Consider the following 21,436-nt stretch of genomic DNA (forward strand, 5'->3'; position numbering starts at 1 on the left):
TATGAAGTTTCTTGTTAAGTTCAAGAATTTTGTTAAGGTACTAAGTATATTAATACTTGCCATTATTCTTATGGTATATGATTCTAGTGGTCATAGCAAGAAGACAAAAGACAATTTTTTTGTTTTTACCTTAAATTCATATATTCAGGATAATTTGCATGAATTTTTTAGTTTTATTTCTAGTATTTTTAAGGCAATAAGTGAATATAAGGATTATGGTGAGAGAATAGAGGAATACAAAAAAAGAATACAACAACTTGAGATAGTTACTCAAAATGTTCAAATACTAAGACAAGAAAATTCTAGACTTAAGGAACAACTTGGGTTTTATTCATCAAATTCTAGTGAGTTTATACCAGCTGAAATAATTTATTTAAATTATTCAAATATTTCTTCTTTAATGGCAATTAACAAGGGTTATAGTGACGGTGTTCAAAAAGATATGGTAGCTGTTGCTTATCAAGATGGATTTAGTGGCTTGGTTGGAAAAGTTGTTAAAGTTTATGCAAATACTGCTAAAATTTTACCTTTAACTAGTTATGAGAATTTTGTCTCTGCAAGAATTCAAAATAGCAAGTTTATTGGCCTTGTTGAAGGTAAGGGATATGGTGAGCCACTTGAGATGAATTATGTTAATAGATTAGCTGAAAATGATTTAAAAGTGGGTGACTCTGTAGTTACAGCTGGGTTTAGTGATTATCCCGGTGGGATTTATATAGGTAAGATTATTCATTTTAATATTCTTGAATATAATTCTCTTTTAAGTATTAAAATAGAACCTATAATGGTTTTGGATAGATTAGAGTATGTTTTTTTGATTAAAGATGATAAGGTGATACAAAATTGATATCTTTTGTTATTTATTACATCACTAGCATATTTTTGGGTCAAATTTTTCAATATTATTTTTCAGTTAATTTTTCTTTTTCAATAGATATATTTTTAATAATTTTAATTTTTAATTCTCTAAATTTTATTTTTAATGTAGGTTTAATTTCTAGTATTTTACATGGTTTTATTATGGATTATTTTACAGGACTACCGCTTGGTTTTTTTGTATTTAGTTATGTTTTAGTATTTTATATTCTTGGTAAAATTAAGATTTTAATTCCTAAAAGTATGCTTAGCATGACAATGTTTTTTGTTCTATCAAAATTTATTATTTGGTTTGTTGCAATGACTTTTTCAGATTTTATAGATCTTAAGGGATTTAATTATGAAATATTTAATCTTAATCTTATTGTAAATATAGTATTTATAAATTTTTTGTATCCAATTTTAAGTTATTTTACTAGAAATCTTTATATTTTTAGAGAGGAGTATTAAATGAAGGTTATCTTTAAAGAAAGATATAGATTTGGATTATTGCTTGTTTCTTTTGTTTTTTTTATATATTTTTTTACTTTATTTAAGATGCAGATTGGAAAACATTTGTTTTATGATAGAGAAGCAACGGTTCTTTTATCTAGGGTTGAAAAAATTAATGCTTCAAGAGGTGAAATTTTAGATTCAAATTTGAATGTTATTGCAAATAATATTACTGCATTTGTTTTAAAAGTTAGTTTGGAACAATATTATAATATGTCTCTTGAAGATAGAGAAGAGATGTTAGATTTTTTATCAAATACTCTGAATATAGATCGAGAACTTATTTTTTCTAAGATTGAAGCTCCTAGAGGATATCTTAAAGATGTAGAAATAGTTGAACTTAGTCCTGAGATGTTATTTAGAATATCTGAAAAAAGAAGTTATTATCCTGCACTTCTATGGTCATATTCTTTTAAAAGAAATTATTTGGTGGATAACTCTTATTCTCATCCTATTGGGTATGTTGGTAGGATTAATCAAAGAGAACTTCGTTCTTTCTATAATGTTAAAGGGTATGATAATAATTCTACTATAGGAAAGTCGGGAATTGAACAAATTTATGATAGTTATATTAGAGGTAAGGATGGGTTAATTAAATATAAGGTAGATTCTAAAGAAAGAAAAATAGATAATGGCTCTATTATAGAAAATATGACTCCTGGGAATAATATTGTTTTAAATCTTAATAAGGATATTCAAATGCTTGCCAAAAATACTTTAGGGGATAGGTATGGTACTATAGTTGTATTAAAGCCTTCAACAGGAGGTATTTTAGCTCTTCATAATTATCCTTACTATTCAATGAAGGATGTTTATAATAAATATTCTAGAGAAGATTATTCTTTTCTGAATAGGGCAGTACAATCAGTTTACCCTCCTGCTTCTATTTTTAAGTTGGTTATGGCTACCGCAATATTGGAAGAAAAAGTTTTTGATAAAGACAGAAAGATACATTGTCCAGGATACTTTAAGGTAGGTAATAGAATTTTTAATTGTTGGCATCGTGGCGGGCATGGTTATGTCAATTTAGAAGAAGCTATTGCACATTCATGTAATGTTTATTTTTATACAATGGGGCTTAAGTATCTTGGGGCGGAGAAAATTTTTAAATATGCAAGAGAATATGGGTTTGGTGAGAGGACAGGTATCGATTTGCCAAATGAGGTATCAGGACTCCTTCCAAGTCCAGAATGGAAGGAGAAAACTTTTAAGCAACCTTGGGTTGGTGGTGATACTGTAAATTTTTCAATAGGGCAAGGATTTTTAAATGCTACTCCTATTCAGATTGCTAATATGATAGCTATGATTGCAAATGAAGGTTTTGTATATAAGCCAAGAGTTGTCAATAAAATTTTAGATGGAAGTACTAATAAGGTTGTTCTTGAAAGTACTCCAGAGATTCTTAGAAATACTAAACTTATTAGTAAGAGTACCTTTAAGTTTTTAAAAAAGTATATGAGAAGTGTTATAACTTATGGTACTGCAAAAAATTCAGTTCTTACTAAGGCTGTATCAGTTGCAGGTAAGACAGGAACGGGTCAAACTGGTGTCATTGGATTTGAAAATAGTTCTTTTGTAGGACTTGCTCCTTATAATCAGACTTCTGATGAACAAGTTATTGTTTTTAGTTTAGTTGAAGGAAGGAGTAATGCTGATATGTGGCCTGCTAAAGCTGTAGATTTGATTATGCAGGGAATTTTTGCTAATCAAAGTTATGAAGATATCCTTAGAGAATATAGACCATGGTATATTAGGTAAATTAAAGTGGCTGTTTTTAGGAAAGGGTATGATCTTTTAGCATTGATTAGTTTGGCGATTATATCTTTTACTGGAATTTTGCTTATATATTCTAGTGATTATACTTCTAATGGTTCCTTAATTAAAGTTGAATATATTAAACAAACTATATGGGTTCTTAGTGGATTTTCCCTAATTTTTATAATAGGAAGGTATGATCTTAAGATCATACAAGGAATAATTTATCCCTTATATTTTTTATTGGTAGCTTCTTTAATTTTTACTGCTTTTTTTGGCGTTACTGTTAACGGAGCTAAATCTTGGATTGGAATTTGGAAGTTAGGTGGGCAGCCTTCAGAATTTGGTAAAATTATTAGTATTTTAGCTCTTGCTAAATTTTACAGTAGTAGAAAGGATAATGGTAGCTTTTTTGTTTTTATTTTTGCCTTTATTTTAATTTCTCCTATTATTTTGATTGTATTTTTACAACCTGACTTTGGAACTGCTGTGGTATACTTGAGTATATTTATATTTATTTCCTTTTTTGCTGGTGTTCATTTACATTATATTTTGTATTTTATTTTAGTAGGATTTTTTTCTTTTCTTTTTGTAGTATTGCCTGTTTGGTATGAGTATAAGGCAGACATGGGGAATGTAATATATTTAATTTTTTCAAACAATTTTTATTTTCAGATAGCTTTTTTAGTGTTAATTTTAGTGCTTTTAGCATCTATGATAGGCTTTTTTATTTCAAAATGCAATTTAAACATTAGACTTTCTTATTTTTATATTATGTTTATGAGTTCAATTTTGTTAATTGCTACTTTTTCATCTAAGTTTCTTTCTAAAATAATGAAACCTTATCAAATTAAGAGATTTTTAGTTTTTTTAGATCCGAATATTGATCTCAAAGGAGCTGGATGGAATTTAAATCAAGTAAAGATTGCTATTGGTTCTGGGGGTATTTTGGGAAAAGGGTTTTTAAAAGGTCCTTATACCCATGCTAACTATGTACCTTCTCAGAGCACAGATTTTATTTTCTCAATTCTTGCTGAGGAATTTGGATTTTTTGGGGTTAGTACAGTTTTAATATTATTTTTCTTTATTTTCTTTAAGATTTTAATAATAATGGATAAGAGCAAAGATAGGTATATGTCATTGGTTTTATCGGGTATATTGGGTCTTTTATTTTTTCATACTTCTTTTAATATTGGAATGTGTTTAGGGCTTTTGCCAATTACGGGCATACCTTTACCTTTCCTTTCTTATGGGGGTTCTTCTAGTATTACTTTCTTTTTAGCTATGGCTCTTTATTTTAACATTGAGTCTATAGTAACAGTAGATTAATTAATTTATTGAGTATTGTTTACTTTTATCTATTTTTTTAATAAATTTTTTTGTATATTTTATTTGGGATTTTATATTTATTATTTTTTACTATTAGAGTTCCAATATGTGATGTTTGTATTTAAAAGTTAAAATTGAGAAGGTATTTTATGAGTAAAGATTTAGAAAAAGATAATATCTTATACAAGAAGAGACATTCAATTGCCCATGTTATGGCAGAAGCAGTGCTTGAATTGTTTCCAAATACTAAAATTGCGATAGGACCTCCAGTTAAAGATGGTTTTTATTATGATTTTGATTTTGAAAATAATATAACAGAAGATATTCTTTTTTTAATAGAGAAAAAGATGAGAGAGATTTTAGAGACAGGTAGTTCTTTTATAAAAGAAATAATTACTAGAGAACAAGCTTTAGTTTTATTTAAAAACCAGCCTTATAAAATGGAATTAATTAGTAATATTGATATCAAAGAAGAGATTTCGGTATATAAGAGTAATAATTTTGTTGACCTTTGTAGGGGACCTCATGTTGATAATATGCAGAAAATTGATCCAGAGGCATTTAAATTGACTAACATTGCTGGTGCTTATTGGCGTGGAAATGAGAAAAATAAAATGCTTACTCGTATTTATGGGACTTTATGGAACAATGAAAAGGAGCTTAAGGCATATCTTCACTTAAGAGAAGAGATAAAAAGGAGAGACCACAGAAAACTTGGACGCGAACTTGACTTATTTTCTATACATGAAGAAATAGGTCCTGGGCTTATATTTTTTCATCCTAATGGTGCTAGAATAAGAACTTTATTAGAAGATTTTTGGCGAGAAGAACATTTTAAAAATGGATATGATATTCTTTTTACGCCTCATGTAGGTAAATCTTGTCTTTGGGAAACTTCTGGACACTTAGATTTTTATAAAGATAATATGTTTGAGAAGATTAAAATGGATAAGAGTAATTATTATATTAAGCCTATGAATTGTCCATTTCATATTGCAATTTATAATGAAAAAAAACATTCTTATAAGGACTTACCCTTTAGATGGGCTGAGCTTGGTACGGTATATCGTTATGAGAAGATGGGTGCTCTTCATGGCACTATGCGTGTAAGGGGATTTACTCAAGATGATGCTCATATTATATGTACTTATGATCAAGTTAAAACTGAAGTTAAAGAGGTTTTAAGATTTGCTCTTTATATGTGGGATAAATTTGGTTTTACAAGTTTAAAGGCATATCTTTCTACAAAACCAGAAAAATCTGTAGGGAGCAGCAATGATTGGAATATGTCTATAAGAGTATTAGAAGAGTCCTTAATTGAGCTTAATATTGCTTATGATATTGATGAAAGAGGTGGAGCCTTTTATGGGCCTAAAATTGATCTTAAGATAATAGATTCTCTTGAAAGAGAATGGCAGATGAGTACAATTCAGTTTGATTTTAATCTTCCTGAAAGATTTAAAATGACTTATACTGCAGAAGATGGTAAAGAAATGAGGCCCTTTATGATTCATCGTGCTCTTTTTGGTTCTATTGAAAGATTTTTTGGAATTTTAATAGAACATTATGGGGGTTCATTTCCTGTGTGGTTAGCACCTCTTCAAGTTGTAATTATTCCTATAAATAATATTGTAGAAGGATATGCATTCAAAGTGCTATCTATGTTTAAAGAACAAGGTATTAGGATAAAACTTGATAATGATTGCAATAAAAGAATGAATGCAAAAATTAGAGAATATCAAGCAAAAAAAGTCCCTTATATGTTTATAATAGGAGAGAGAGAAGTTCAAACAGAGAAAATTGCTATTAGAACTAGAACTAATGAACAGATTAATGGGCTTGGACTTGAAGAAGTTCTTGAGTTTATTAAATCAAAAATAAATAGTAAGGAGATTTTATAAATTGAATAATTCGGGAATAATTAGTCCAAATAAGATAACTTTTTTTCGGATTATATTGTCTTTCATTATACTATTTATATTTTTCCTTGAAGATTTATGGAATCCTTATTTCTTTTTAGTTTTGATTTGGGTTTTAATTATTTTGAATGAAATAACAGATTTTGTAGATGGTTATATTGCTAGAAAATATGGATTAGTTAGTGATATGGGAAAGGTTTTGGATCCTTATGCAGATGTATTACAACACTTAACATATTTTGTTTTTTTCTTTTATAAAGGCATTACTCCATATTATTTTTTTGTAATATTTGTATATCGTGAAATTTCTATTGGTTTTATTAGAAATTTGATTATACAATTTGATATAGTTCAACAAGCTAAGTTTTCGGGTAAATTAAAATCATTGTTTTATGCTATTACAACATTTGCTAGTTTTTTCATTTATAGTTTAGATAAATTGAAATTGACTGTACTGATTGAAAAATATGTTAGCTCTGCTTTAAAAATAAATTTTAATTTTTCTTTTATTATTGGAATAATATATGCTGTGTCTGCCTTTTTAATTGTTATATCTTTTGTTGATTATTTAATGGTATTTTTGGATCTTAAAAAATATGAAGATTAAGACATTCTTATTTTTGTTAATTATTGTTTATTATTCTTATGCCCATGACAAGCAAATTTTAACAGAGATAAGTTCTTTGAGTATTTCGAGTAAGAGTGGAAAGGGAAGCGTTTATTTAAAAGTTAGTAAGTCTTCTAATTATATCTTAACTTTTGATAGTTCTTTAAAATCAGATTTTGTTTATATGATTTATGATGTTGTAAATAAAAAATATATGACGGATAAGGTAAGAAAGAAAGATTTTAAAATAAAATTAGACAAAGATGTTCTTTATGCGATAATCTATATCACATCTGAAAATATAAATATTAATTTTTCTCTTACGGATCTGGATTTATCAATAATAAGTGAAGCTTCTTTAAAAGTAAAACCATCCAATATAAAAATGCAAGATAAGACTTTTCTATTAAGGGAATTGCCAAGCTTTAGTTTAGACTTTAAGTTAAAAAAATACATATTAAGAACATATAAAAAAAATATTTATGTTGCATATCAAATGGAAACTAGTGATAGTATTAAAGTTTCTGCTTTTATTGAAAATATTGGTTGGTTTGATATAGCCTCTGCTGTTAATGAAAATATTACTGGGGTTGCTTGCTTTGATTTTGCAATCAATTCTAAAGGAGAATTATATGTTGCTTTTACTACTAAGGAGACAGATAATTTTTCTGGAGAACTTATAGTTAAAAAATTTAATAGTAGAAAGTGGATTGATATTAGTCCTAAGTTTAGAGATAGTATTGGATTTTTGATAAATATTAGCATTGACAAATCAAATAATTTATACTTGGCTTATTTAAAAAAGGTTGGAAAAGAATATAAAATAAATTTTATTAAAAATAAAGGATATGGAAATATTTGGAGTAATACTGGGATTTCTTATATTTCTAAAGGAAATGCTAATGTTAATACTTCAAATATTGGAATCGTTTCCGAACCTTTCTTGGGAATTTTTTACAATTATCAAATAGATGAATATATAAAATCTGAATTTATTATTTATAAGGGCAAGACTTGGGTGAATACAAATATGCAGTCTGCCAATATAGCAAATTCAATAAAAATTATTTCTAATGTTAAATCTGGTCAAGTTTTTTTAAGTTATGTAACAAAGAGTAGGCCTATTGTTAGTGTATCTACTTTGAAGTTTGATAAATGGCATAATATAAGTCCAAATATTAAGATAAATGGTATAAGAAGTGATATTATAGACTATAGAGGTAATTTGTTCTTAGCTTATGAAGATGGCAATAATATTAGAGTTATTTATTTTGATGATGATCATTGGTATTTTCTGAATGAATCTGAGATTTTTAAGAGATCTGCTCTTAAGCCTAAAGTTAAACAGTATGGAAGTGAAGGATTTATATTATCATATGTAAGTTTGGATTTTAAAAGTTTATATTTTAAGTTGATTACTTAGTAGTTCAAAATATGATTTTTTTTCAATATTATTTTTTAATTGAAAATCTTCTATCATTTCATAAATTTCTGTTTTGGCTAGAGCTAGCTCGTTTTTATCTTTAATGATTTTTTCTACTTCTAAAAAGAATCCAAGGTTTTTAATTTCATTGATTTCTATAGTCAAATTTTCTTTTTTATAAATTAGACTTTTTTTTGTTTTTTTATATAGGATTTTGAAATCCATTTCTTCTAAAAAGAGTACAAAATTATTTATATTATCTACTCTAAATTCAATTTCTTTGTTGACTTCTATGTCAAAATCTAAATATTTAGTTTTAAATGTTACAATTTCTGTTGAAGTATCAAATTTTCTTATTCTAATTATTTTTTTGGTATTGCAATAGTATACATCATCTTTGAGCTCTTTTTTAATAAATTTAAATTTTTTATTAGCTAATTTAAAAATTCTTTTAATTTCATTTTTTGGAATGAAAGCTTTAGATTCAATTTCTAACATGTATTAAAAATAGTAAAATTGTGATAATATTTCAATGTTTTATGATTATATTTTAAATAGTGCTTTTATGCCTTTATTATTTTTATGTTAAAGTTTAAGTTTAGCGATAGATTTTTTCTTTTTAGTTATTTTATTCTAATTATGTTTTTTGGTTCTCTCTTATTATTATTACCTATTTCTTGGAAGGGTGAAGAAAAACTAGAATACATAGATGCTCTATTTACATCTGTATCTGCTGTTAGTATTACTGGTCTTGTTACTGTTAAAATAGAAAATTTTTCTACTTTTGGATTTACTGTTATCATGTTGTTAATTCAATTTGGGGGTCTTGGATTTATAACTATTACTACATTTTATTTGCTTATTCCTAAGCGTAAATTGAAGATGACAGATGCTAGGATAATAAAGCAATATTCTCTTTCAAATATTGAATATAATCCCATTAAAATCTTAAAAAGTATACTTCTTATAACTTTTCTAATTGAACTGATTGGACTAATATTAATATTAGTTTTTTTTAAAATTCGAGGTGTTAAGATTTCATTGTTTGAAGCTTTATTTACTGTAATTTCAGCATTTTGTAATGCAGGTTTTTCTATGCATTCTGAGAGTATTTATGCTTGGCGGGATGTACCTGAAGCAATAATTGTTATTGCTGTTTTAATTATTTGTGGGGGGCTTGGGTTTATGGTATATCGTGATGTTAGTAACACTATTAGAGATAAAAAAAAATTATCTCTTCATGCTAAAGTTGTATTTAGTTTTAGTTTATTTTTGATTGTTTTTGGAGCAATTATATTTTTTCTGTCTGAAATTCATAAAATAAAGGAAGGTTATTCAATTGGAACTCTAATATTAAATTCAGTATTTTATTCAATAAGTACAAGGACAGCAGGATTTAATTATCTTGAAAATTCTGTTATTACAAGTAGGACTCAGATGATTACTTTACCTTTTATGTTTATTGGGGGTGCTCCTGGTTCAACTGCTGGAGGAATTAAGATAACAACATTTTTTTTAATTATACTTGCGGTGATAAAAGCACAAGATGGTAATGGCTATATTATAGGCTCATATAAAGTGTCAATTGATAGTATAAGGTTTGCTCTTTTATTTTTTGTAAGAGCTGTTTTTATCCTGTGTTTTTCATTTTTTGTTCTTCTTGCTGCTGAGGGCGGAGATAAGTGGAAAGTTATTGATTTAGGGTATGAGGTTTTTTCTGCTTTTGGTACTGTTGGGCTTTCGGTAGGGGTTACTCCGGAATTGTCATTTTTAGGTAAAATAATTATAATTTTTACTATGTTTGCAGGCAGAATAGGTCTTTTTTCTATGGCAATTTTTGTATCACGGAGATCTCGTTTTGAAGAATTTACAAGACCAAGGCAAGATATTTTAGTGGGATAGACAAAGAGTGAAAACATTTGTTATTATTGGTCTTAGTAATTTAGGTATACATCTTCTTGAAGATTTAAGTAGACTTGATTGTCAAATTATTATTGTTGATACATCAAAGGAATTAGTTGAAGAATATGATGTTATTGCTACTGAGAGTTTTATTCTTGATCAATTTACTAAAAATGCGTTAAAAAAAGTAATTCCTGTGGATACGGATGCTGTTATTATTGATTTTGATGATGATCTTGGCAAGAGTGCTCTTGTTACTCATTATTGTAATCTTTTAGGCATGAGAGAGATATGTGTTAAAACTGAAGATAGAGATGATGCTGAAATATTAAAGACTCTTGGGGCTACAAAAATTATATTTCCAAGTAAGGATGCGGCAAGAAGATTAACTCCGTTGTTAGTTTCTCCCAATCTTTCGACGTATAATATTATTGGGTATGATATTATTGTTGCTGAAACTGTTATTCCTAACGAGTATGTAGGGAAGACTCTTCTTGAGGCTGATTTGAGAAGAGAAAAGGGTATTACAGTTATTGCTGTTAGGAATTTAAGTAATTCTAGGTATGAGTTTGTGGATGGTGATTATTTTTTTTTAAAGGATGATAAAATTGTGATTTGTGGGAAACCTGATAGTATTGAAAATTTTACGAATAATAAGGATTTGATTAAGGATTTAATTGCGGCTTCTAAAGAAGAGGAGGCTTCACAAATAGAAGGATCTAAAAAGATGGGTTTTTTAAGATTTTTTGATTTCATGAAAAATTTTAATAAAGATAAGAATAGCAATTAAAGGATTTAGAATGACTAAGATTATTCCTGTTGCAAGCGGAAAAGGAGGTGTTGGTAAGACCTCTTTTGTTGCTAATATTGGTTATAAACTTTCAAGCTTAGGAAAAACTGTAATACTAGTTGATCTTGACCTTGGCGGTTCTAATCTACATACATGTTTAGGGGTTAAAAATACTGGTGTTGGTGTAGGGTCTTTTATTAATAAGCGTGAAAAAAATTTTTCGAATTTAGTTATTGAAACACCTTATAATAAGCTTTATTTAATTCCAGGAGATGCTCTTTATGCAGGTACAGCTAATCTTCCTTTTTCTATCAAAAAGAAAATAATTGATTCAATTCAAAGAGATCTTGTTGCAGATTTTGTTTTTATAGATTTAGGTTCAGGAACATCATATAATACCTTAGATTTTTATTTAGTGGCTTATAGTGGTATTATTGTTACTGTGCCAGAGACTCCTTCTATACTGAATGCTTATTCATTTTTAAAAAATGCACTTTATCGTCTTTTGTATTTAGGCTTTCCTTCAAAGAGTGAGGAGCGTGAATATATTAGTAATTTCTTTAAAGAAAAAATAGAAGGGTCAAATGTTAAGTTTAAGGATTTAGTTTCAGGGATTGAGCTTATATCTTTAAGTTCATCTCTTAAGGTAAAAAAAATGATGAATAATTTTTACCCTAGAGTTGTGCTTAATAGAATAGAATCTAGTGAAGAAATAGGTATGTGTGAAAATTTAATAAATGTGGTTAAGAATAATATTAATATACCAATAGAATTTATTGGATTTATTCCTTTTGCAAAGAGTTTTAGAGAATCTGTTAATAATAGAATTCCATTTATTGATTTTGATAAAAATTCAAAGCTCAATAAATATTTCGAGTTTATTTCTAATAATTTGATTAAGTCTCCTCTTGAAGGATCTCCTTATATTTATGATGACATATATGATATGATTAAGGATCAAAGTCAATTTATTAGGAACTAGTTGAATTATAATGGTTTATGATGGAGGAATAATATAATGTATAGGATTAGAGATAAGGAATTGAATTTTAGAATAGAAAGTCTAGGAGAATGTAAACAAAATAATCCTTTAATTGATTTTTATGCCAGCAAAAATCATGTTCATTTTACTAATGAGATTAATAAAATTAGATTTAGTGTTTATAAAAATGAAGAAAGTTGCGATAAGTATGAAAATATCCTTTTAGAGAAAGCTGGACCTAGAGATAAAATATATTTTATTCCAAAACATGTTAAGGCGGCAATTACTACTTGTGGAGGGCTTTGTCCTGGGTTTAATGATGTTATTCGTTCAATTGTGAGGACATTATGGAAAGTATACGGAGTTCGTAATATTTATGGTGTTAAATTTGGGTATCAGGGGCTTTTGTCAGAGTCTAATTCGCCTTTTGTTCAACTTAATCCTGATATAGTGGATGATATTAATCAGTTTGGAGGTACAATACTTGGTTCCTCAAGAGGAGGAATTAAGCCTGTTGAAATAGTTGATACTTTAGAAAGAATGAATATTAATATGATCTTTAATATTGGTGGAGATGGGACACAGAAGGGATCTATTCTAATTGCTAATGAGATAGCTAGGAGAAATTTAAAAATTTCTGTTGTGGGGATTCCTAAGACAGTTGATAATGACTTTATGTTTGTTCAGAAGTCATTTGGATTTGAAACAGCGGTTGAGCAAGCAGTTGCTGCTGTTGCTGGTGCACATTTTGAAGCAAATAGTGCATATAATGGAATTGGTCTTGTTAAGGTTATGGGTAGAGATTCTGGTTTTATTGCTTCTTATACTGCTTTATCTTCGAATGATGTTAACTTTTGTTTAATACCAGAGTTAGACTTTGATATTGAAGGGCCTAATGGGTTTCTTACTCATCTTGAGAGAAGGTTATTGGAGAAAGAGAGTTTAGATGAAATTCCTCATGCAGTAATATTAATAGCAGAAGGAGCAGGACAAAAATATTTTGATCATGGTAGTCGAAAAAGAGATGACTCTGGTAATTTGCTTTATGAGGATATTGGCCTTTACCTTAAAGATAAGATTACAGAATATTTTAAATTTAAAAATATTCCAATTACTCTTAAGTATATTGATCCTAGTTATATTATTAGAAGTTCACCAGCTAATGCTAGTGATTCTCTTTATTGTGCTCGTCTTGGTTCAAATGCTGTTCACGCTGCTATGGCGGGAAAAACAAAATTATTAGTTAGCTTGTGGAGTACAAAATTTGTGCATATACCAATAGAAATGGCAGTATTTGATAGAAATAAAGTTAATATAAATGGTTCTTTTTGGAGAGATGTTCTTGCAAGTACTGGACAGCCATTTAGTATGAAGAACTAAAGTAAATATCTAGTATATTTATTTTAGTTCTCTTTTATTAATTTTGAATACCATGAATAACTGATAATAATTTCCATATTCATTTGACAATTCATTTTTCATTTACTTTGCTGCGTTTCCTACGACATTTAGAGCATCCCAAGTTTTTGAGAAGGGAGGGGAGTATGCGAAATCTAACATACCAAGTTCTTTTGTCGTAATTTTTGAGTAAATTGCAAGAGAAAGTGTATGCATTCTTAAAGCTGCTCCATTTTTCCCTATTACTTGTGCTCCGATAATTTCTTCTGTTTCTTCATTATAGATTAACTTAATATATATATCCTCTTGTGATGGGTAATAATTTGTGTGGTTTTTATCTTTTACTAATACTGTTTTATACTTTATTCCAAGATTTAAAGCATCTTCTTCTGTAAGTCCACTTCTTGCCGCTTCAAGAGACAAGACTTTGACAGATGCAGACCCTAATGTCCCTTTAAAAGGAATACGTTTTCCTGCTAAATTTTCTCCTATTACCCTGCCCATTTTACTAGCTGTTGTTGCAAGAGGAATATAATCATTCTGCTTGCTTACAATGTTGTATATTGTAGCGCAGTCTCCAGCAGAAAAAACATTCTTTACACTAGTTTCACCATATTCATTAATGACTATAGCGCCGTTTTTAAAAGTCTCAAGTTGTCCTTCTAAAAATTCAGTAGCAGGTTGTATTCCCGTAGATAGAATTACAAGATCAGCTTTATATTCACCTTTATTTGTAGTGATGCCTTCAACTTTTTCTTTTCCTACTAAACTTTTTACAAATTCATTTGTATGGAGTAAGACATTGTTTTTAATTAGTTCTTCTTCCATTATATTAGTAATTTCTTTGTCAAATGATTTGATAAGTATTCGCTTATCTAGTTGAATGATTCTTACATTTTTATTTCTATTTTTAGCTGCTTCTACCATTTCAAGTCCAATATATCCAGCTCCAATTATTACTATGTCATTTATTTCTTTTTTCTTAAAGAGTTCTTTTATTTCTGTTCCATCTTTCATGTTTCTTAAGGTATAAAAATTACTTAGGTGGATGTTGCTGATAGGAGGTATAATAGGGTTTCCTCCTGTTGCAATTACTAATTTATCATAGGTATCATTAAATATTTCTCCAGTTTTTAGATTTTTTATTTTAATAGTACTATTTTTGATTTTTACCTGGATAACTTCATGTTTAGTACGTACAGATATTCCATTTTTCTCAAACTCATCAGGTGTTCTAGCTATCATTTTATTTGAATCATCGAAGAATCCTCCAATAAAATAGGGCAATCCGCAAGCACCGAAAGATGTAGTATTTGTTTTTTCATAAATGGTGATATTTAATTTTTTATTTATTCTTTTCGCTTTAGCAGCAGCGCTAGTACCTGCAGCTGTGCCTCCGATAATTATTACTTTCATGTAAATTCCTTATTTTCTATTTTATTTTTGTTTTTGTAAATATTTATTGTTGTAAATATTTATATCTAATTGATTTAAATTTTTAGCAGTAATTATTCCTGCAACCATTGAATCACTTACGTTAGCAGATGTCCTTCCCATATCAATTAGAGGCTCAATAGATATTAATATCCCAACTAGTTCAACAGGTAGATTCATTGACGAAAGAACCATTAAAGATGCCATTGTTGCGCCTCCTCCTATTCCAGCTACTCCAAATGATGTTATTATTATTATTCCTATAAGTTGAAGTATAAATAATGGATCTGTTGGGTTTATCCCTTGAGTAGGGGCAATCATTATTGCTATCATTGCAGGATGGATAGCAGCGCATCCATTCTGTCCAATTGAAGCTCCAAATAAACTAGAAAGATTAGCAATACCTTCACTAACTCCTAATTGTTTAGTTTGTACTTCTACATTAACGGGTATTGTAGCTGAGCTAGAACGAGATATGAATGCAAATGTTAAAACAGGAAATGCCTTTTTAATAAAAGTAATTGGATTTAGTCTATTAAAGGCAATTAATGTCATGTGCATTAATATAGTAATGCCAATAGCAATATAAGATGCAAGTACAAATTTTCCAAGCTTCAGTATGCTTGAGATATCGCTTGTTGCTGATATTTTTGTGATCATTGCTAATATAGAATAAGGAGTCAACTTTAAAATTAAAATTAGTATTCCTGAAGTTAAATCTTGTAATGTTGTCATTATTTGTTTGAAAAATTCTATTGATTCTGGCTTTTTCTTTGAAACTCTAACAGCGGATATACCTACTAAGGCAGCAAATATTACTACTCCAATTGTTGAGCTTGGCCTCATACCTGCCATATCTTCAAATATATTTTCAGGAATAAGTTCTGTTAGTCTTTGCGTAATTGAAGTATAATTTAGGCGATCAAGTCCTTGGGTTAGCTTTCTTTCATATGTAATTTTATCTTCACCAGATTGGAGAGATTCTGCTGTTAAATTAAAGAATAAGGAGGTATAAATTCCAATTATTGATGCGATTCCTGCTGTAAATACAAGTACTAATATTACGGATAAACTCATTTTCCAAACATCTTGGGTGTTTGTTAGTTTTGTTATTGCAGATATTATCGAGACAATAATGAGAGGAATTACAATCATTTTAAGAAGTCTTACATAACTATTTCCTAGGATGTTAATCCATCTAATGCTTTCTTTTATTACTGTAGAATCTGATTCATAAAGGTACTGCATAGATATGCCAAAAATTAATCCTAGTCCTAGTGCTATAAATATTCTTTTTGTAAATGAGATATGTTTTTTATGGAAAAAATAGAGTATTCCTAGTAACCCAACCATAATTATTATATTTAGTAATATATATATTAATGCTATATTCATTTTTGCCTCTTATTGAAACTTAAACAATTATTTATCATTAATGATATTATCATGTTTTTTAAAAACCCTTTCTATACTTTTATTATTACAGTAAGTTGCAATAAGATTCTATTATTTCGTTTTTTTTATTATCTTTCTTTAGGATTTTTGTTGCAATTGTTTTCCCAAGTTGAACTCCTTCTTGATCAAATGAGTTTATGTTAAGTAAAAATCCTTCAAACATTACTTTATTTTCATAGTGAGCTAATATTGCTCCTACTACATAAGGAATAAGCTCTTTTGAATATATTAGGGCAGAAGGTCTCTCTCCTTCAAATTTTTTATTTCTGTTTATGTCTTCTTTACCTTGAGAGAATGCAATGATTTGGGCTATTAAATTTGCTTTTAGCTTATTATTGTTTGATGTTCCTTCCACAATTATATCTTTCTTTAATTGAGATTCGCTAAACCCGATGAAATCCATTGGTACAATCTCTGTTCCTTGATGAAGCATTTGGAAAAATGAATGTTGTACATCTGTCCCAATTCCTCCCCAAATTATTCTGACTGTTTTGTAATCTATTTTTTCTCCAAATCGGTTTACTTGTTTTCCGTTACTTTCCATTTCAAGTTGTTGTAAGTGAAGATAAAAGTTTTCCATTGCTTTTGAATATGCAATAATACAATTACTGCTGTAGTTAAGTACATTACTTTCATATATACTAATTAGGGCTGCCATAAGAGGAGCATTTTCTATTATATTTTTGTTTAATGCTCTTTTATCGACTTCATGAGCTCCTTTCAGTATTTCTTTTGTAATATTTTCTGAAAAGCAAAGAGTAATAAGAGCAAGACCGACTGCGGATGTTGATGAAAATCTGCCACCAATTGAATCATGCATAAAGAAGTATTCAAGATATCCCTTTTCAAGTGCTAGCATACTTTCTTTTGAGGTAATGATTATAATTTGTTTTTTGTATTCTATAATCCCATTGTCTTTTAATTTTTTAATTAAGAATTGCATATTAGAAGCAGTTTCTAGTGTGGATCCGCTTTTTGATACTACAATAAATAGAGTCTTATCAAGGTCTATTTCGCTTAAAACTTCTTCCGCTTCATCTGGATCGATATTTGAAATAAAATAGGCTTTCATTAGATATAAATTTTTCTGCTTAGCATAATTTTTAATTGCAGTATACAATGCTTTTGGGCCAAGACTTGAGCCTCCAATGCCAATTTGTACCACATTTTTAAATTTTTCCCCTTTTAAGCTTTTAATTTTTCCATTTTGAATTTGTTTTGCAAATGAGAAAATTTTTTGAAGCTCTCTGACAAAAAATTCTCGCATATTTTCATTATTATCTGTTACTTCTGTTCCTAGTTGACCTCTTGTTAAATGGTGTAAAATTTTTCTGTTTTCACTGATATTAATATTCTTACCGTTAATTATTTCTCTATATTTTTCTATTAAGTTTGCTTCATCACTTAAACTTTGGAATATTTTTAGGTGAGTCTCACTAATTTGTTTTGTAGCATAATTATAATGTACATTATTACCGTCTATTTTAATATCATATTTATTTATTCTATCCGAGCTTAAGGTTTTACTTAATGCTTCGGGATTGATTTTTTTTAGCTCTTGAAAAGCTTTGAGCATATTAAGATTTTGATAATTGGGCATAAATTTCCTCCAATGATATTAGATAATTTAAATTTTAGTGTGTTTTTGTTCTTTTAAAGAATTTTTTTAATTTTAAAATAATGAATTTTAGAAATTTTATTATTATATTTTTTTCTGAATAAATTTTTAGTTGCTCTTCTCCAGCATTTGCTTCACTTCTTGTAAATGATTTTCTAGTGTTATTTTCATCTAATTCAATTTCAAGCAAAGTTTTTTTATCTTCTATAGATATTACTTTAACTTCAACTTCTTTGTATCCAAGCTCTTTTAAAACTTGATATCTTCTAAATCCTGCTACTAAATTTTTGTTTTTGTCTATTATTATTGGATAAATTAAGCCATGCTTTTTTATGCTTTCTTTAAGAGTTGTTATATCTCCTATATTTTGTCTGATTCTACCTTTTATTTTTATTTGTTCTATGTCTATTAACATTTTTTTAATCCAATTGAATATTTTTTCCATTTACATCTTTGTTTACATTTTCGTAGATAAGAGAACTTTCTTCTTTAGTATCATTTTCTTTAATGCCTGGTGTATTTTTTTCTATTTTGTCTTTATTAATATTAATATTTGTTTCAGGATCTTGATTATCCTGAAAATCAACTTTATTGTTATATCTGCCTTCAGAATTATTATTTTTTTCTTTATTTAAGTTGCTTTGATCTTTATCAGCTTCATTTAGTTTATCAAAGTCATATTTAAGATACTCAAATTTATGTGTTTCAATATTTAAGTCATCGTTATTTAAGTCATCGTTGCTATTGATGTTATCAATTCCATATACATTAAATTCCATTTTATTTAGAAGATCAGATTGATTTTCATAATATTTTGACTTTTCAAATGGTTGAGTGCCTTCTATAAAAATTTCATTTATTATTTTTTCGTTTGGTACTCCTTCTGGCAGTAGACCTGTTTCTGCTTGTATGTTAACGTTAATTATCCCTGTGGGTCTTATAAAAACTTTTTTAGGTAAATTTTTATGATATCCTGCCATAAATTTACCCCAACTAGGACCAGCAAGTCCTGTTCCTGTGCCTGAGGTTCCAAGTGAATATCCTTTTTTATCGAAACCGACCCAAATAGCTGTTGTTATGTAAGGTGTATATCCTATTGCCCATCCGTCTGCCCAGTTTTGAGTTGTTCCTGATTTTCCAGCAATGTCAGAATTGAAATTCTTAAAGTTTGTATATCTTTGGTTTACTAAAGTTCCGTATTGAATTGTTGACTTCATCATGTCTGTCATAATATAGGCAGCTTGAGGAGATATTATTTGTGCATTAGCTCCCTTATTTTTTATTTCTGTTAAAATATCCGATTCTACATTTGCTATTATTTTTCCATTTCTATCTTCAATATATCTTATTCCGTATGGTTCTACTTCTTTACCACTGTTTCCCAAAATTGCGAATGCTCTTGCCATTTGTATTGGAGATGTTGAAATAACACCAAGTGCAAGAGGATAAACTTTGGGAAATGTTTTATTGATTTCATTTTGATCTTTTATTCCTAGTAATTTAGCAGAGTAACTAATTGCATCATCAAAGCCTAATTTGTCTAGTACTCTCAGAGATGGGACGTTCAGAGATAAAGCTAACACTTTTCGTGTCAATACATTGCCTCTCCATTTCCCTCCATAATTTTCAGGGGCATAGACATCTCCTGTTTCATTAAAAAAAGCTACTGGAGAATCTGAAAACATTGTTGCGGGTGTAATCTTTTTGAGATCAATAGCAGCTGAAAAGTATAAGGATTTAAATGCACTTCCAGGTTGTATTTTTGCTTGAGTTGCTCTATTAAATTCACTTCCTTTACTATATCCACTCCCCCCAACCATGGCCTTTATTGCACCTGTTGTAGTATCTATTGCTATGAATGCACCTTCTGGTTGTACTAAGGAATTTGAGTTTGTTTTAGTTTTAATTGTATATTCTTTTGTTGCTTTATCTATTGTGTCAATACCTAAGATTGCTGCAAAGCTTGCAATCAAATCAATATTATCTTCATAAAATTTTCTTGTTCTTAGTTTTTTATATTGCCTACCATTTACTCTAACGTTTGTTATGCCAAAAAAATCAGATATTGTATCAAGGACAGGAACTATTTCTGAATTAATTATTAATGTTTCAGATAATTTTGTAGAATTGTACATTTTGCGAGCTTTATAAATCATTTCATGAGTAACTTCATCTGCACACTTTTGTGCATCTAGATCAAGTGTTGTGTATATAGAATAACCATCTTTATATATGTTTGCTCCAGCTGGAAGATATTTAACTATTCTTTGCCTTATATACTCTGAAAAATAAGGTGCATTATCTTTCTTATATGAAATAGCAGATATGTCTGCCATACGAGTCCAATCGTAGTTTTCCCAGTATTCATTAAATTCTTTTTCAGCTAGCTCAGGAGTTATTATTCCATTAACTACTACTTGATTTAATACTGCCTTTTGTATTTTTTTAGAAAATTCAGGATTGTAAAAGGGAGAATAAAGTTTTGCATTGGGTAATTGTATAAGCATTAAAACAGCTTCTGCAGTGTTAATATCTTTAACGCTTTTATCGAAAAAGAAATTAGCAGCTGCAACTACTCCGTAGTTTCCATTTCCAAAATAGACCTTATTTAAATATCTTTCAAGTATTTCATACTTTGATAGCTTTTTTTCAAGTTGTATAGCCCACCAAATTTCATTTAGTTTTCTTAAAATAGACCTTTTTGCTTGATTGGTATAAAGGAGTTTTGCTAGTTGTTGAGTTAAGGTACTTCCACCTGAAAAATATCTACCAAGTGCGATATTAAGAGCAGCTCGAAGCATTCCTATTAATGAAAAGCCTCGGTGAGAATAAAATTCAGTATCTTCACGTATTAATAAGATGTTTATTAGGTTATTAGGCATTTCTTTTAAAGAAAGTATCTCTCTATTTTCATCTGATATAAATTGTGTAATTATTTTGCCATTAGTATCAAAAAGTTTTGAAGGTACTGCAGGGTTTGAATCACCAAAATTTTTATCTTTTTGTATGTTAATAGTTTCAACTAAAGAGAATGATAATAAAATAATAGAAAAGCTAATGGTAAAGCATGTTAAGTAAAGGAGTATATTGACTTTATTATTTAAATTAACACTTTTCAAATTATATCCCATATGTAATTATACTATAGATAAGATAAAATTAATAATATTTTTCTTTAGTTGTGATAATATTAAAGTATTGCTATAATTTTTATTCATAATATATTATTAGATTCTATTATTGTGTAGATTCTATAATACAAGTTAACAATAAATAAAAGTATGGCTTTAAGAGTATCAGAAATATTTATTATTTTTATTTAGTACAATTAGGTTTTTTTGCTATTTTAGAGCAAAATTTTATTTTTGAGTTTATTGTATTATCTTATATGAGAGAATGGTTGTACTAGTATTTTGGAATGGAATTATTTTAAACAATTTATGAATAGCCTTAAAA

17 protein-coding genes are annotated in these 21,436 nt (G+C 28.4%); 11 read left to right on the forward strand and 6 right to left on the reverse strand.

Features of this window, described 5'->3' with window-relative positions:
* Nucleotide 1 precedes the first annotated feature (1 nt).
* From mreC to F0310_RS03575, 7 genes are all read left to right on the forward strand, one after another.
* Nucleotides 2–847, forward strand: coding sequence for a rod shape-determining protein MreC (gene mreC / locus F0310_RS03545; protein ID WP_182117557.1), 846 nt, complete (start codon nt 2–4; stop codon nt 845–847).
* Nucleotides 844–1,326, forward strand: coding sequence for a rod shape-determining protein MreD (locus tag F0310_RS03550; RefSeq protein ID WP_182117558.1), 483 nt, complete (start codon nt 844–846; stop codon nt 1,324–1,326). The genes mreC and F0310_RS03550 overlap by 4 nt, the downstream gene beginning before the upstream one ends.
* Entirely contained in the window at nt 1,327–3,126 is a 1,800-nt protein-coding gene (mrdA, locus tag F0310_RS03555; RefSeq protein ID WP_182117559.1) for a penicillin-binding protein 2, read from the forward strand.
* 6 nt (nt 3,127–3,132) lie between these two features.
* Nucleotides 3,133–4,452 carry a rod shape-determining protein RodA gene (gene rodA, locus F0310_RS03560; RefSeq protein ID WP_182117560.1) on the forward strand — a complete coding sequence of 440 codons (1,320 nt, stop codon included), beginning with the start codon at nt 3,133–3,135 and terminating at the stop codon, nt 4,450–4,452.
* A 149-nt stretch (nt 4,453–4,601) separates the two neighbouring features.
* Nucleotides 4,602–6,353 carry a threonine--tRNA ligase gene (gene thrS, locus F0310_RS03565; protein WP_182117561.1) on the forward strand — a complete coding sequence of 584 codons (1,752 nt, stop codon included), beginning with the start codon at nt 4,602–4,604 and terminating at the stop codon, nt 6,351–6,353.
* A gap of 1 nt (nt 6,354) precedes the next feature.
* On the forward strand, nt 6,355–6,978 hold the full coding sequence (gene pgsA / locus F0310_RS03570; protein ID WP_182117562.1) for a CDP-diacylglycerol--glycerol-3-phosphate 3-phosphatidyltransferase: 624 nt from the start codon (nt 6,355–6,357) through the stop codon (nt 6,976–6,978).
* A complete protein-coding gene (locus F0310_RS03575; RefSeq protein ID WP_232535945.1) occupies nt 6,968–8,401 on the forward strand; it encodes a hypothetical protein in 1,434 nt (477 codons plus the stop codon). The genes pgsA and F0310_RS03575 overlap by 11 nt, the downstream gene beginning before the upstream one ends.
* On the opposite strand, the gene cyaB is transcribed toward F0310_RS03575, so the two are convergent.
* Nucleotides 8,378–8,899 (reverse strand): class IV adenylate cyclase, encoded by a 522-nt coding sequence (cyaB, locus tag F0310_RS03580; protein WP_182117563.1) that lies wholly within the window; start codon nt 8,897–8,899, stop codon nt 8,378–8,380. The genes F0310_RS03575 and cyaB overlap by 24 nt on opposite strands.
* A gap of 84 nt (nt 8,900–8,983) precedes the next feature.
* Here cyaB and F0310_RS03585 point away from each other — a divergent pair, with 84 nt between their 5' ends.
* Genes F0310_RS03585 through F0310_RS03600 form a run of 4 tightly spaced genes read left to right on the forward strand, consistent with a single transcriptional unit; the run spans nt 8,984 to nt 13,455 of the window.
* The gene (locus F0310_RS03585) at nt 8,984–10,303 is read left to right on the forward strand and encodes a TrkH family potassium uptake protein (protein WP_182117564.1); all 1,320 of its coding nucleotides are present in this window, start codon (nt 8,984–8,986) and stop codon (nt 10,301–10,303) included.
* A gap of 7 nt (nt 10,304–10,310) precedes the next feature.
* Entirely contained in the window at nt 10,311–11,093 is a 783-nt protein-coding gene (locus F0310_RS03590) for a potassium channel family protein (protein WP_182117565.1), read from the forward strand.
* Between the two features lie 10 nt (nt 11,094–11,103).
* Nucleotides 11,104–12,075 carry a MinD/ParA family protein gene (locus tag F0310_RS03595; protein ID WP_182117566.1) on the forward strand — a complete coding sequence of 324 codons (972 nt, stop codon included), beginning with the start codon at nt 11,104–11,106 and terminating at the stop codon, nt 12,073–12,075.
* Between the two features lie 36 nt (nt 12,076–12,111).
* Nucleotides 12,112–13,455 carry an ATP-dependent 6-phosphofructokinase gene (locus tag F0310_RS03600; RefSeq protein WP_182117567.1) on the forward strand — a complete coding sequence of 448 codons (1,344 nt, stop codon included), beginning with the start codon at nt 12,112–12,114 and terminating at the stop codon, nt 13,453–13,455.
* Between the two features lie 102 nt (nt 13,456–13,557).
* Here the strand turns inward: F0310_RS03600 and F0310_RS03605 are convergent, their stop codons facing one another.
* The 5 genes from F0310_RS03605 to F0310_RS03625 form a co-directional block, all read right to left on the reverse strand.
* Complete coding sequence (locus F0310_RS03605) at nt 13,558–14,889, reverse strand: CoA-disulfide reductase (protein WP_182117568.1); 1,332 nt, start codon at nt 14,887–14,889, stop codon at nt 13,558–13,560.
* 21 nt (nt 14,890–14,910) lie between these two features.
* Nucleotides 14,911–16,302: an L-cystine transporter gene (locus F0310_RS03610; protein WP_182117569.1), complete on the reverse strand. Its 1,392-nt coding sequence runs from the start codon at nt 16,300–16,302 to the stop codon at nt 14,911–14,913.
* An 85-nt stretch (nt 16,303–16,387) separates the two neighbouring features.
* Nucleotides 16,388–17,962: a glucose-6-phosphate isomerase gene (locus F0310_RS03615; protein ID WP_182117570.1), complete on the reverse strand. Its 1,575-nt coding sequence runs from the start codon at nt 17,960–17,962 to the stop codon at nt 16,388–16,390.
* Nucleotides 17,963–17,996: 34 nt separating this feature from the next.
* A complete protein-coding gene (locus tag F0310_RS03620; protein ID WP_182117571.1) occupies nt 17,997–18,395 on the reverse strand; it encodes a ParB N-terminal domain-containing protein in 399 nt (132 codons plus the stop codon).
* A 4-nt stretch (nt 18,396–18,399) separates the two neighbouring features.
* Entirely contained in the window at nt 18,400–21,111 is a 2,712-nt protein-coding gene (locus F0310_RS03625) for a penicillin-binding protein 1A (RefSeq protein WP_182117572.1), read from the reverse strand.
* Between the last annotated feature and the right edge of the window lie 325 nt (nt 21,112–21,436).

The organism is Borrelia sp. A-FGy1 (assembly GCF_014084025.1).
Lineage (GTDB): Bacteria > Spirochaetota > Spirochaetia > Borreliales > Borreliaceae > Borrelia.

Bases quoted from the DNA above. Each gene is read 5' to 3' on its own strand.
- F0310_RS03595 (WP_182117566.1), top strand. From the start codon at position 11,104: ATGACTAAGATTATTCCTGTTGCAAGCGGAAAAGGAGGTGTTGGTAAG.
- F0310_RS03625 (WP_182117572.1), bottom strand. From the start codon at position 21,111: ATGGGATATAATTTGAAAAGTGTTAATTTAAATAATAAAGTCAATATA.
- mrdA (WP_182117559.1), top strand. From the start codon at position 1,327: ATGAAGGTTATCTTTAAAGAAAGATATAGATTTGGATTATTGCTTGTT.
- cyaB (WP_182117563.1), bottom strand. From the start codon at position 8,899: ATGTTAGAAATTGAATCTAAAGCTTTCATTCCAAAAAATGAAATTAAA.
- F0310_RS03575 (WP_232535945.1), top strand. From the start codon at position 6,968: ATGAAGATTAAGACATTCTTATTTTTGTTAATTATTGTTTATTATTCT.
- F0310_RS03605 (WP_182117568.1), bottom strand. From the start codon at position 14,889: ATGAAAGTAATAATTATCGGAGGCACAGCTGCAGGTACTAGCGCTGCT.
- mreC (WP_182117557.1), top strand. From the start codon at position 2: ATGAAGTTTCTTGTTAAGTTCAAGAATTTTGTTAAGGTACTAAGTATA.
- F0310_RS03585 (WP_182117564.1), top strand. From the start codon at position 8,984: ATGTTAAAGTTTAAGTTTAGCGATAGATTTTTTCTTTTTAGTTATTTT.
- F0310_RS03600 (WP_182117567.1), top strand. From the start codon at position 12,112: ATGTATAGGATTAGAGATAAGGAATTGAATTTTAGAATAGAAAGTCTA.
- F0310_RS03615 (WP_182117570.1), bottom strand. From the start codon at position 17,962: ATGCCCAATTATCAAAATCTTAATATGCTCAAAGCTTTTCAAGAGCTA.
- F0310_RS03620 (WP_182117571.1), bottom strand. From the start codon at position 18,395: ATGTTAATAGACATAGAACAAATAAAAATAAAAGGTAGAATCAGACAA.
- F0310_RS03610 (WP_182117569.1), bottom strand. From the start codon at position 16,302: ATGAATATAGCATTAATATATATATTACTAAATATAATAATTATGGTT.
- thrS (WP_182117561.1), top strand. From the start codon at position 4,602: ATGAGTAAAGATTTAGAAAAAGATAATATCTTATACAAGAAGAGACAT.